Source organism: Rosistilla oblonga (assembly GCF_007751715.1).
GTDB classification, from domain to species: domain Bacteria; phylum Planctomycetota; class Planctomycetia; order Pirellulales; family Pirellulaceae; genus Rosistilla; species Rosistilla oblonga.
On sequence record NZ_CP036292.1, the window covers coordinates 3,842,144 to 3,855,419 of the forward strand.

The following is a 13,276-nucleotide window of genomic DNA, read 5'->3' on the forward strand; positions in this document are numbered from 1 at the left end:
CCGCGATGCTGCTGCACCCTCGCCTGCTGATCCCCTGCCTGCTTAGTTTCGCCACCATCACCGCGACGCTTGCTGTCGCGGAATATCCCGGTCGCGGACCGATCGATGCCTACTTAACTGAGCGGACCGAGGCGGTGGAATCGCGCTGCCTGACCGAACCGCTGACCGCGGAACAGTGGCAAGCCAATCGGCCGGAACTGGAACTGCAACTGCGAGACATGTTGGGACTGAATCCTTGGCCCGAGCGGACCGATCTGAAACCTACGATCGTCGATCGCAAGCAATACGACGGCTACATCGTCGAGCGGATTCATTTTCAGTCGCGACCGGGGCTCTACGTCAGCGCGAACCTCTATCTGCCAACCGTTGGCGAAGGTCCGTTCCCAACCATTTTGTATGTCTGTGGACATGCAAGAGTCAAAGAGAACGGTGTCAGCTATGGCAACAAAGTCGGATACCATCACCACGGCATTTGGTTCGCACGGCAGGGTTATGTCTGCATGATGATCGACACGATTCAATTGGGCGAGATCGAAGGGATCCATCATGGCACCTATTCCAAAGGGATGTGGTGGTGGGCGTCGCGCGGCTACACGCCCGCCGGCGTCGAAGCGTGGAACTCGATGCGAGCTCTCGATTATCTGGAAACCCGCCCCGAAGTCGACGCCAAGCGTTTTGGAATAACCGGGCGTAGTGGCGGCGGTTCCTATTCGTGGTGGACCGCGGCGTTGGACCAACGAATCGTAGCGGCGGTGCCAGTGGCTGGTATCACCGACATGCGAAACCATGTCATCGACGGCTGCATCGAAGGCCATTGCGACTGTATGTTTATGGTCAACCGTTTCGGCTGGGACTTTGCGACAGTCGCTGCGATGATCGCGCCGCGAGCGTTACTGATCGCCAACTCGCATCGCGACAGGATCTTCCCGCTCGACGGAGTGATCCGCGTCTACGACAAAACGACAAAGGTCTACGACGCATTGGACGCTCGCGACAACCTCGCGATCCACATCACCGAGGGCCCGCACAAAGATACGCAAGCGTTGCGAGTCGGTGCGTTTGCTTGGTTTGAAAAGCATCTGAAGAATTCGACCGACGAGATCGAAGAGGTGGCTCGGAAGGCGCTGAAACCGCAACAACTGCAGGTCTATGGCGATGGGATCCCCAGCGACCAACAGGTGACTAACGTCCAGGAATGGTTTGTTCCGCTGGCGGCATCGATCGATCTGCCGACCGATAAAGCCGCTTGGTCGGATCTCCGAAATCAATTGTTGGCCCGCATCGACGACGTTCCCGGTGCGACGAAAAATGTCGAGGGCTTTGCACTGCAAGCTGTCGAGGAAACGAAGCAGCAAGCGATCGACGGGGTTCAGTTCCAGAACCTGGAAATCGAATCGGATTCACCCTTAAAGAGTTTTGTCATCGCGGCGATTCCGTCGACCGACAAACCGCTCGATGGCATTAAGATCTGCGTCGGATCGCCCGACCAAGAGAACGTCAGCTTCATCCTCGATGGCAAAACGGTCCAATACAACACCAAAGAGGATGCTCTCATCGATCCTCAAGCCATTGCCAAACAGGTCGCTTCCAAAAACGAAGCCGTTCTCTTTTTGATGCCTCAGGGAACGGGTAAATCGCGCTGGATGGAAACGGAGAAAGAGACGACTCATCTGCGACGCCGGTTGCACTTGGTCGGCCAATCGTTGGATGGGATTCGCGTCTCCGAAATTCGTGGCCTCGTCAAATTGCTCGCCGCAAAAACGGAGGGGCTTCCGACTGCGGGATCGCTCGACGTCGAAGCCGCCGGATCCGAAGCATGCATGGCGATGCTTGCGACTTTGGGCGGGGAAGACGTTTCGCTGACGCTCCATCAGTTGCCGGAGAGCTTGTCCGACGGCCCGATCCTGTTGGGACTGACCAAAGCGATCGACTTGACTCAGCTGTTAGCTTTGGCTGCCGCGGACCATGAGATCACTGTCGATGCATCCGACAGCCAACCGATCCAACGCGTGAAGGCCGTCGCAAAACCGTTGGGTTGGGAAATCGCTAGCGAATAGATCGGCCCGCGGTCGTTCGTTGCCAGGCGGCGCGAACGATTTATGCAAAGTGGTAACGAAAGTCCGAACCGCTGAACGATCGTCGATGTCTTGAACACGGATCGCAGCGGTGCCCGGGTGGGCGGCGGCGATCCAGGTCCGCCGCAGGCATCTGCGGCGACAGATCGAGATTGCTTCGTTCCATTTGCGTGACGGTTGATTTATGAAAGCGGCTTGCCAAAGCGGCAACGACACCACGGTTGCAGCTCGCGTTGCGGGAGAGGACATCCGCTGTGGCGACTTTGTTACCGTGCTCAATGAGCTGGTCGAGCTGCCTTCGTACCTGTGGTCCTGTTCCTCGCTTTCGCTTCCCCCGGAAGATCCGATTCGGTTTCGCTACATCCCACACGACACGGGGACACCGATGAAGGTGGTTGGCGTCTGCCTGCCGTTTGTCTACGTCGAAAGCGACCGTGGAGCGGTATCGACGCTCGATACTCGGCTGAAACAGATCGTTCGGCTCGATCACAAATGCGCTCGCAAGGTCTGGAAGCGACTGCAAGCGAAGCCCAAACGAAAGAAGCGGTAAGCCTTTCTTGCGCCAGCAATCCTGCCGCATATTGTCTCGCCGGCCGTAATTGCGATCCCACGTCGCTCGACTGACGATCGAATCGGGCTGGAAGACAGAGCTACCTTTGGTGTACTATCCACTGGAAGTGTATTGGCACTTTGAGCCACGCATTGGAAACGCCCCCGGTTCGGCAGCGACCTACCAACGTGGCGAAGACGAAAGGTGATAGCAAATGGATGTGCGATTCTTAACTTGGGTGAGCCTCAGCGTTGCCCTCCTGCCAGCGATTACGTTCGCTCAACCCTACGACGTAGCCGTCCGACCGATATCGGTGCTGCGCCCGGGGACCATCGTCGACCAAGGACCGCCCGAAGGTTGGACTCATCTGATCGTGAAGAGCTTCCCCAAGGTAGCCAGCGGCGATGTCGACAAGATTCCCGAGCGCGATTCACAACTGGCCAGCCTGATGTTCACCGCCCTCGCCGCCCGCACTCAACAGCTGCCCGACGGATCGTGGCAACTGACCGAAGTTGCCACCGGCGCGGGAACCTCCGTTCGCGGACGCGACATGATCGTCAGCTCCGATACCCAGCAACAACTGGGCGCCGACCTCGGTTTCTTCGCGCGGATGGTGCTGAAAGAATTTGACGCAAAACAGACGCAGGTCCAATACAAGGCAATCAGCCGACACTTCTTCATCGTCGACACGATCGGCGCCTTCCGTTGGGAGAACCAAAACCGGCTGCTGCCGCTGCGATACGCGTTGGTTTTGAACCCGCAGACCGGGCATCTCGATACGTTCTGCTGGTTGATGGACGCCGATTCGAGTGGCGTTAGCACGACGGCGGTCGGCAGCATCCACTGGCTCCCCCAATCGCTGGTCTTTGCTCCCCAGTTGCACGTCGACTACAGCAAATACAATTTTCTGGGGATCCCGTCGGACACGGCGTTTTGTTCTACCAACATCCCTCCCGGGCAGGTTACGATGAACATTCCAGCCGACGCGACGCGGGTCTTGGCCCAGCCAAAACTCTCGGCCCAAGATGCGGCGTCGCTGCACGGATGGTTCAACCAAATCTCGACTTCGATGCGGCCGCACTACGATCGGGCTGCCCTCTCAAAAACCACAACGACTCAACGATGATCACCCTCCGCTCGATTCGCCTTCACACCCGCTGCACCCTCTTCGCGGCGATTCTAGCCGTCCCCACGCTCGCTTTTTCCGAATCGCCGAATTCGCCAGATGCCAAGCTTCCGCTGGCGATCCTCAACTCGCCGGTCACCAACGTGAACGGCCAATCGCAGCCCTGGCCCGAAGTCGTCATGAAAGACGGCATGGACGCCGAACAGCAGCGAGCGGTCATCGCCAGCCTGGGGCGTCGCTTCGACGACTTTACCAAAGCGGGAGTCAATTCGCCGATCGATATCCCACGCTCGATCAAGAAGACCGTCGATGGAGGCGTGTTTCGCGTCTACAGCTACTTCTTCACCGTTCACGCAACGCTCGACATTTTGAACGATGAGAACCTGCTGACGAAGCTGTTCGCCGACAACAAGCAGGGCAACGGCGAAGGAGCGGATCTTGGTGTGGTCGGCGACGACAAATACAGTTACGCCCACGAGCCGGAATTGCTGAAACGGATCAGCCTGACGATGGTTCTGCGCAGCAACGATTCCAAATCCGACGCCTCGGTTTACGCCGGGTCGATCGTCGTTGCCAACGATCCCGAAAACAAGCATCAAAGCAGCTGGGCTCCGTTGGATAGTCCCGATGACAAACAACCCTATTTGGGAATGGGGATCTTCACCAAAGCGACGCCGCTGGTCGAACTTCCCAACGTCCTGTTCTTCGAAGCCCACATGGTCTTCTACGAGCCCAAAGGCTGGTTTCGCGGCAAAAACCTGCTGGGAGCCAAGTTGCCGATCATGATCCAAGACCAAGTTCGATCGCTGCGTCGCGAAGTCGGCAAGTAGTGCAAAACGGGAGCGTGCGGGGAAACCATCGGTCCTCTTACGCGGTTCCCTGTTGTCAATCGACCTTCAGTTTCCCTTCGCGCTCAGCCAAACCGATCTCGGTCGCGGCTAACATCGCCATCGCCCCACCGCGGGCGTCGCGGCCGCGAATCGCAGTTCGATCGTAATAGGCATGAAGACTCTTTTGTTTGCCAGTTCCTGTGCAAACATCGATCAGTTCACCGTTGCTACCGATCCGCGACTGAATCGCTGGCCAGGCGCGTTTCACGACGGGAGCAAACGTGGCGGAATCGAGCCAGCCCCGACGCAGGCCACGAGCGATCGCCATCGTCGTCATGCAGGTCACAGTGAACTCGGGATAGCTCTCGGGGCGATCGACTACTTGGTGCCACATCCCAGTCAAACCCTGATGTTTGATCATCGCAGCCAGATGCGCCCGATAAGCCGCAAGCATCTCATCGCGGATCGGTCCGTCCTGTTCGATCGACGACAGCGACAACGCTAGGCCTAAGGCGGGGAAACCGTTGCCGCGTCCCCACGCTGTCGCGCCGGGATCCAACGGCGAGTGGCGATGCAAACCGTCGTCGCGAAGGTTCAGCCTTAGCATAAAACGCAAATGTCGGATCGCCATCTGGTCGTAACGCGTATCGTTGGTCAACCGTCCCGCGGCGACAAGGATCGGTGTTCCCATAAAGACTGCATCGCTCATCTCACTGTGCGTCGGCATCGCATCGAGCATCTCGCCATTGGCGTCGAAGCCACGATCGGCCACCGCACGAACGAGGTCGATATAGCCTGGCTTGTCACTGCGCGTCGCGAGTTCGGCGAACAATAGATGACCTGCGAAGACGCCGCCGCTGGCGTTTGCGGGCAACGCGGGCTTAGTTCCGTTAAGATAGGGTTCAGCCATGCGTTCGATTGCCGCAAGCTCTGCAGGATCACCGGTCATGTCCGCCCGCTGCAGGCGACCGATCAGAGCCAAGGCTTGTTGGTAATTCACCGAATCGAGAGCCTTGCCATAATGTCGACTCAGCTGGTCGGCGACCTGCAACGGCGTCCGCTTTTGCCGACGCAACAATTCCTCCTTTGCCGACTCCTGCACCGCAGGGATCGATTGCTTCAAAGCGCTGTCGATGAGATCGACCAAAGCAACCCCAGGCGGCACATTGCATTCGATTGCCGCAACCGCACCGATGCCCGCAACGGATCGGCTGCGAAGCCCACCGGCGAAAGAAGTCTCTTCGGGCTGCAGATCCCAGCGCAGCTCGTCCCCAGGCTTAACGACCACGACGACGTCGGGCGCCAGCAATCCAACCGAACGCCACAGGTACTGCGTGGCAATGCTTTCGCCGGAATAGGCCTTCGCGTCGATCGGGTTTGGCAACGCCGACGTCTTTTCATCCGCGAGCCCATCGGGGGCGGAGACCAACCAGATCGCACACGAACGCTGCTTCAGCGCCGCGGCAAATCCAGCGGTTGCAGCTTGTTCGAAATAGCCGGCCGACAGGCTCGGATGAGCAACTACCAGTATGCGTTTCGCTGGCGAGGTCAGATCGTGAAACTGCGGCGAACGAAGCGACAACAGCGGCTCTCGATCCGCTGCGACGCCGTAGGGAGTCGCAACCGGTCTCCACTGCGATGCCGCATCGTTTGCGAAACTCGAACTCATCAAGCCGCACGACGACAGCAAAACATAAATCAACAGAAGCCCAAACTTGCGTGCGCCCAACATTTTTCAGATTCTCTTCGACAGAGGAGATTTGCTTCAGGCGAGCCGCCGTGGGCTTCACCGATCGGCTCCATTAAAATCTGTTTGCTGTGGGTTTTCCAGAGCTTGGCAATCGCCCCGCCATTCGTTCAGCGGCAAGCCAATCCCTGCAGCACGTCAACCATCGTCGACTAGGCTGAATTCCTTCACCTCGACGCTCCACGTCTATTCGATCTGCCGTCTCAATGTTCCGTCGCTCATACCTGGCACTGACTTGATTGCCTAACTGCTGCTAAGCAACCGCTTCGTATTCAAATACCGTGACCGATGACAGCACCAAACAGAAAGGAACTCGCACAACGATCCGTCATTTCGCACTGAACCATCACATGGCACGAGCAGAGCCCGACAGGTGGTCGAACAGAGAAAGGATTGCCGTGGGGTTGGTGTCCATACAACAAGATCGTTGCACCACCCGATGCTCCCGAAATCGAAAGACGGCAGGGTGTGAATTGACGTGCCGCTGATCTTCGCCCCCCAGGACGGCTTCGACGCTTAAGTTCAGCAAGCTTTGATCAGCAGAAGGCCGCAGGTTACACTTTCTACTTGAATCTCCAGCGCGAGTTCCGCGCTTCCCGCCGGTCAATTACCAAGCAATCCCCGGTGTACATTCGACCCCGCCAAATTGATAGACTGCAACGCGAGCGGGGTTTGCAGTCATTTCCAGACCTGCACGCCCCCACCGATCACGTGTGGGTAAACCGCAAAATGGGGCAGCTCTCCCAAAAGGGGACTACAGTTTGGTGTGAGGCCAGGGCGTGAAATGCTTCGATTCGGCTTGCATTCGCAAATGCGAGTTTTGCCACTGTTGACTGTTCAAAACGGCACGCGTGAGGCAAAATGATCTCGATCCAGCACGACTTGAAATCAACGGCTTGCCTGCAAGACCACGATCGGTCGAGTTTCTCTAGCACTATCAAACCAGCAATGGATCACGAACAAACGACGCTCGATGTTCAAAGGTATCTGGACGAACTTGGGAACTTGGATGGAAGTGCACCGGCGGAACCGATCATTCGAGCATTGATCGATCGCTCGGTCGGGCGTTTGCAAATGTTGTGCGAAGCGTTGTTGGTTCGCAGCTATCCGCGATTGATGCAGCCTCCGTTGAATCTACAGTCCGAAGAGATGCTGAGCGCGGTGGTCGATCGATTGATCAAAGCGATGCAGCAGGTCCGCCCGGCGACCGTACGGCAGTTTTTTGGACTGGCAAATCAACACATGCGCTGGGAACTCAACGATCTTGCCCGCCGACTCGACAAACATCCAGCCGATCACGAGCTGAATGCGGGATTGGCGATGGCACCCGAACCAAGCGCGTCTCAGCTGACTCCCAACGCGGTGCGAATGCTCGATGCAATCGACAATCTTCCCGATGACGAGCGCGAGGTGTTTGGGCTGGTCCGTATCCAAGGCATGACACATACCGAGGCGGCGGATCTATTGGACGTTTCACCAAAGACGATTCAACGACGTTTGAACCGGTGTATGATTCTGCTGACCGCGTCACTGGGAGACCTGAATCCCGACACCCCACCAGCAACCGAAGTCGGACCAGCTGGGGATTAGCATTGCTTTAGCATGCTGCCACAGCGGCGCCGCAATGCGGAAGATGGTGTAATGAATTACGAAGCTCAATTGGAAGTCTTGCTCGAGGAAATTCTTGAGTCGCATCGTTCGATCGAGGATGTGTGCGCCGAACATCCAGCCCTGGCCAACGACCTGCGTCGCCGATTCCACGAGCTGCGGAATGTCGAAGCCCAGATCGATCTGTTGTTTCCAAGTCCAGCCAGTCCCGGGTCGATGCCGCACGTCGCGTCGGCTGTCCTAAACGCCGACCTGCCCACAATCCCCGGCTATGAGGTGCAAACGATCCTTGGCCACGGCGGAATGGGAGTGGTCTATCGCGCCCGTCAGGTCAATCTGAATCGAGACGTTGCGATCAAAATGTTGTTGGCCGGACCGTACGCCAGCCAGGTTGAACGGTTGCGGTTTGCCCGCGAAGCGGAGGCGATCGCGCGTTTACAACATCCGCAAATCGTACAAATCTACGACGTTGGCGAGGTCTCTGGCCGCCCGTTCTACGCGATGGAGTTGGTGGAAGGGGGAACACTCGCGCAACAGCTCGCCGACAAACCGGTCTCGGTGCGCGACGCTGCGGAGACGCTTGCGTTGCTGTCGCGAGCCGTGCAATCGGCGCACGAGTGCGGGATCGTGCACCGCGACCTGAAACCCGCCAACATCTTGCTGGACGAAAACGCGACGCCCAAGATCAGCGATTTCGGACTCGCACGGCAAGTCGATTTCGACGCCGGGTTAACACTCACCGGCGCCCGCATGGGGACGCCCAGCTACATGGCGCCCGAACAGGTAATCGGTGGCGAGATCGGACCGGCTGTCGACATCTATGCGTTGGGGACGTTGCTGTACCAGATGCTCACCGGTCGGCCGCCGTTTCGCGGTGAATCGGTGATCGAAACCGAACAGCGTTTGATTTCCGAAACGCCGCAATCTCCGTCGGAGCTTAATTCCAGCGTCCCCCGCGATCTAGAAACGATCTGCCTGAAGTGTCTCGAAAAAGAGCCTTATCAACGGTACGCAACCGCAGCCGAACTGGCTGATGATCTGCAACGCTTTTTGAGGTATGAACCGATCGCTGCGCGGCCGATCGGTCGCGCGGTTCGTTTGGGACGCTGGGTGCGTCGCAGTCCAACAACCGCCGCGTTGATCGTGACGGCGTTAGCTCTGTTAGGCATGTCCGCGATCTACGGTACGCGTGAACTCGCCCTGGCGGCAAACCGACAGACCGAAAAGGCTCGTCTGACCGCGCGGTTGGAATCGGGACTCAAGCTCGAACGGGAGGGGCGGTATTCCGAAACGCGAGCCCTATTGGGAAAGTTGGGGGACGGCGGCCATCAAGACCTTCGCCAGCGGATCGATCGCGCGGTGGCAAACCTAGATAGTGTCGAAGAACTTGTCGCGCTGCGACTACATCGCGTCTCGGTGAACGACGGACGCTATGACGCGCAATCCAATCGAGCTCATGCCGACGCCCGCTACGAAATACTGTTCGATCGATTGGATATCGGGAATCCCGACCAACCGCCGGCCGACGTCGCCGCCCGAATCAAAACTTCGGACTTTCGCGACGCGTTGGTCGCCGCACTGGACAACTGGGCCGTCTGTGCAGATGCCCCGACGCGGCGGTGTTGGTTGCTGGAGGTCGCTTGTCTGGCAGATCACGATCCAACGGGGCTCCGCGATCGGATTCGCAGCCCGGACACATGGCTTGATCAAGCCGCGCTCTCGGAACTCTCCCAAGCTGCGTTGAATGCCGGAGTATCGATTCAGCTGCTGCGAGCGATCGGAGACCGGATGGCCGAAGCGGGAATGGAACCGATCGCATTTCGCAAGCAGATACAACGAATCCACACCGACGATTTTTTGGCTAACTTTACACTCGCCGATGAACTTCGCGACCAGGATCCCGCCGACGCCGTCCGCTACTACCAAGCGGCTCTCGCAATTCGTCCCCAAGCCGCCCTGGCTCACAACAACATGGGATTGGCACTCGAGCAACTTGGACGCAAGGAGGAAGCGCAGGCGTACTTCGAGTCCGCTCTGCAGATCGATCCAACCTTCGTCATGGCGATCTACAATGTCGGACGATGCGACGCCGATGCGGGGAACTTTGCAGAGGCGATCGCCCAGTTCCAAGCAGCCTTGCGGATCGATCCGAACCTCCCAGTTGCTCATTACCAATTGGGATTAGCCAATGCCGCTCGTGGAGATCATCCCGAGGCGATCGGAGCTTTTCGCAGCGCGATCGAATTGGATCCGCAGCACGCAGCCGCTTACGGTGCGATGGGCGAATCGCTGTTGCAGATCAAACGGGTTGAAGAAGCGGAGTGTGCGCTGCGGAAGTGCCTGGAACGGATACCATTAAACGATCCGCAGCGGCCGCGGTTTGATCAGCTACTGGAGCAATGCAGCCAACGCTGATCTCAAGTGGCGACCGCGTGGGGCGCCCGCCGGCTATGGCGGGCGTTTACGCGAGGTCGAACAGCATGATCTCGGCGTCGCTGGTCGCATCGATCCGCAACAGCGATTCGTTTTCGATCGCGGCTCCCGTTCCCGTTTCGAGATGGTTGGAGTTAAGAGCGACCGAACCACGCAACACTTGCAACCAGGCGTATCGGCCTGCATCGATCGCAAAATCGAGTGTCGCTCCGCTTTCCAGCTTCGAAAGATACAGCAGCGCGTCCTGTTGGATCGACAGCGATCCGTCGCGTCCATCGGGCGATGCGACCACGCGAAGCGAGTTCTTCATCTCTCCGTCATCAAACCGCCGGCGTTCGCTGCTGGGCCTGACATCGCGAACTTTAGGGAGCAGCCAGACCTGGTAAAAGTGCGCCGATTGATTTTCCGAAGGGTTGATTTCGCTGTGCGAGATCCCAGTCCCCGCGCTGATCCGCTGCAGTTCCCCGGCCTGCACGACTTCGCCCTCCTCCATCCAATCCTTCAATTCAAGCGTCCCGTCGAGGACGTAAGAAACGATTTCCATGTTGGCGTGCGCATGGCGTCCGAAGCCATGCCCGGCGGCAACGCAGTCCTCGTTCATCGCTCGCAGGGCGCGAAATCCCATGTGAGCCTGGTCGTGATAGGATGCAAAGGAAAACGTGTGGTACGACTTCAGACGGCCTAAATCAGCGCGGCCACGTTCATTCGACTTACGAAGTGTGATCATCGTTTCCGGTCTATATAGAATAGGTGTCGTCATTTCGACGCAATCCGTGATTTCGCTGACCGCCGTTAATGCATTGCTTAACGGCAATCGCGTCCTCCGGGCATGTCGTCGCAGCGTGCAGCAAACGTCGTCGGGCGACCTAGTGCGAACGAATCGCGAGGGAGTCTTGCCCGACAGAGTTGCCGTAGCAAACGCAAACCGCCACTTATGATGCCACCTATATAAGCGTTGGGGGTGGACATGGGGGGCCACGAAAATTTGACGCTTTCACGCCCAGCCCAATTAAACCCAGGCATCCACGTCCTTGAATTCCCTTAGGTTTTGTGCGATCCTGCGCGAGCTGCGGCGGCTGGCGAAGGTTCGAGGAAATATCAGAAAACTCCTGGCCGCTGCGATTTTCAAAAACGCAAAGGCCGCAAATGCAACGTTTCGCCCCAAATCCGCTCCCACAAATATTTGTTGCTCGTCACGGCGAAACGGAGTGGTCGCGGAACCGCCAACACACCGGGCTAACCGACATCGATCTTACCGATCGCGGCGTCCACGATGCTCAACGGCTCGGTCGGCGATTGGAGAATCTCAACCCCGACGCGGTCTTCACCAGCCCTCTGCGGCGTGCCTCGGCCACCTGTAGATTTGCGGGGTACTCGGAGATGGCTGTCGTCGATCCCGATCTCGTCGAATGGGACTACGGCCAGTACGAAGGGAAGACGACCCGCGAGATTCAGCAGCAACGCCCTGGCTGGAGCCTCTTTTCAGACGGTTGCCCTGCGGGGGAGACGCTTGCCGAGGTGGCCGATCGCGCCCGCCGAGTGATCCAACGGATCCGCGCGATCGATGGCAATGTCCTGATCTTTTCTCACGGTCACATGCTGAACGTCTTGGCCGCCTGTTGGATCGAGCTGGAGCCTCGGTTTGGCGAACGCTTTTTTCTCGATCCTGCGACGGTCAGCATTCTCGGTTATCACCACGACCGCGACGATCCAGTGATCCGGATGTGGAACAGCGGCGGTAATGAAGAATGAACCAGCCCGCGAATCGGCCGCGACGTCAGCCTGAGAGAACAGATTGACCAGGTGGATCGACTTTGCCGCGGTTTGGTGAATCGAAAACCGCGAAGATTTTATCTTAAAAAAGGCTGCCTAATCCGTCGCTGGCCCGTCTTGAGTTACCATCACCTTTTCTAGAATCAGCCGAGAGGATTTCAGCATCGCCAACTTTGCTCCAGGCGGTGGTTTGATACCATTTTTGGTCGCTCCTTCCTCCATGTCTCTGTCCCAAAACAAGTGCGTGTATCCCAGGTCTTTACCCGTCATATCGTAAAACGAAACGGTGACTTTCCCAGCGGTTTGGGAGTAGCCTTTCCCCTTGCAATGGAAAGAATACCTGGCCTGATCGTCCACTGCGAAAAATGAACTTCCGCCGCTCGTTCCACATTTCAAAACGGTTGTCCCATCGGACCGAACGTACAGCCGCCCCTCCGAACCTGGATCCCATCCGCTGAGATTGAACTTGCCGTAGCGGAAATCGGGATTCCCATTCTCCGTCCCCTCCGACGTCTCTCGCTCCAGAACGATCTCATCGATCCAGACCTTCCGTCCCCGCGGCAACAGTTTCAGTTGCAGTGTTTCAGCCTCGGGTGGTGCATAAAAGACGGAGACGAACTCGTGCAATTGCCCCGAGATGATCGAGATAGGATCGGCCCGCATCCGAATTCTTCCGTACAGTAGAAAGGTCGTCTCTTCCCCATCCTTGTCGAAGAACGTCAATTGGCAGGCCGCGAAACTCTTGCCGCCATTCTTGGCAAGGATCTCGGGCAATCGGTCGTTGGTTTCGACGGTGTCGGAATCGTCGACGGCTGCTCGAATTATGAGCTTGTATTTTTGTAACGGTTGCACGCCGATCGGCTTCAACGCTTGAGCGACCACATCGCTATCGACGACGAGACAGCGTTGGTTATCAAACACCGGCTCTACTGCCAGTTCATCGACCGAGGCGACGAAGTGTTGGAGATCGTCGTCGTTATCAAAGGGAATACTCAGTAGAGTTTGCGCGTTTGCCGTTGCGGCTCCCGACAACAAACAGAGTCCGGCGAGTTGTAGAATCGATTTCATGGGAGCGAACTTCAGATGTAGATTCAAAATGAAGGCGTGAACTCAACAGCGACACGGGCGTCGAAC

The 13,276-nt window shown here is 57.6% G+C and carries 10 protein-coding genes; 7 read left to right on the forward strand and 3 right to left on the reverse strand.

Translation table 11 applies throughout. The features are described from left to right. The first annotated feature begins 5 nt into the window (after nt 1–5). The 4 genes from CA51_RS13665 to CA51_RS13680 all read left to right on the forward strand — a co-directional run bounded on the left by CA51_RS13665 (nt 6) and on the right by CA51_RS13680 (nt 4,581). Nucleotides 6–2,057, forward strand: a complete 2,052-nt coding sequence (locus CA51_RS13665; RefSeq protein ID WP_145121467.1) for an alpha/beta hydrolase family protein — start codon at nt 6–8, stop codon at nt 2,055–2,057. 202 nt (nt 2,058–2,259) lie between these two features. Beyond that, nucleotides 2,260–2,625, forward strand: a complete 366-nt coding sequence (locus tag CA51_RS13670) for a hypothetical protein (protein ID WP_145121469.1) — start codon at nt 2,260–2,262, stop codon at nt 2,623–2,625. Nucleotides 2,626–2,839: 214 nt separating this feature from the next. After that, nucleotides 2,840–3,751 (forward strand): hypothetical protein, encoded by a 912-nt coding sequence (locus CA51_RS13675; protein ID WP_145121471.1) that lies wholly within the window; start codon nt 2,840–2,842, stop codon nt 3,749–3,751. Next, nucleotides 3,748–4,581: a hypothetical protein gene (locus tag CA51_RS13680; protein WP_145121473.1), complete on the forward strand. Its 834-nt coding sequence runs from the start codon at nt 3,748–3,750 to the stop codon at nt 4,579–4,581. Before CA51_RS13675 ends, CA51_RS13680 begins: the two co-directional genes overlap by 4 nt. Nucleotides 4,582–4,636: 55 nt before the next feature. Here the strand turns inward: CA51_RS13680 and CA51_RS13685 are convergent, their stop codons facing one another. Then, on the reverse strand, nt 4,637–6,313 hold the full coding sequence (locus CA51_RS13685; protein WP_145121475.1) for a glycoside hydrolase family 88 protein: 1,677 nt from the start codon (nt 6,311–6,313) through the stop codon (nt 4,637–4,639). A 963-nt stretch (nt 6,314–7,276) separates the two neighbouring features. On the opposite strand from CA51_RS13685, the gene CA51_RS13690 reads away from it, so the two are divergent. Both CA51_RS13690 and CA51_RS13695 read left to right on the forward strand, forming a co-directional pair. Continuing rightward, on the forward strand, nt 7,277–7,918 hold the full coding sequence (locus tag CA51_RS13690; protein ID WP_145121477.1) for an RNA polymerase sigma factor: 642 nt from the start codon (nt 7,277–7,279) through the stop codon (nt 7,916–7,918). A gap of 51 nt (nt 7,919–7,969) precedes the next feature. Beyond that, nucleotides 7,970–10,351 carry a protein kinase domain-containing protein gene (locus CA51_RS13695; RefSeq protein WP_197451168.1) on the forward strand — a complete coding sequence of 794 codons (2,382 nt, stop codon included), beginning with the start codon at nt 7,970–7,972 and terminating at the stop codon, nt 10,349–10,351. 46 nt (nt 10,352–10,397) lie between these two features. On the opposite strand, the gene CA51_RS13700 is transcribed toward CA51_RS13695, so the two are convergent. Then, nucleotides 10,398–11,096, reverse strand: a complete 699-nt coding sequence (locus CA51_RS13700) for a pirin family protein (protein WP_145121481.1) — start codon at nt 11,094–11,096, stop codon at nt 10,398–10,400. Between the two features lie 419 nt (nt 11,097–11,515). On the opposite strand from CA51_RS13700, the gene CA51_RS13705 reads away from it, so the two are divergent. Then, nucleotides 11,516–12,121 carry a histidine phosphatase family protein gene (locus CA51_RS13705; RefSeq protein WP_145121483.1) on the forward strand — a complete coding sequence of 202 codons (606 nt, stop codon included), beginning with the start codon at nt 11,516–11,518 and terminating at the stop codon, nt 12,119–12,121. 117 nt (nt 12,122–12,238) lie between these two features. On the opposite strand, the gene CA51_RS13710 is transcribed toward CA51_RS13705, so the two are convergent. Next, nucleotides 12,239–13,210, reverse strand: coding sequence for a hypothetical protein (locus CA51_RS13710; protein ID WP_145121485.1), 972 nt, complete (start codon nt 13,208–13,210; stop codon nt 12,239–12,241). Between the last annotated feature and the right edge of the window lie 66 nt (nt 13,211–13,276).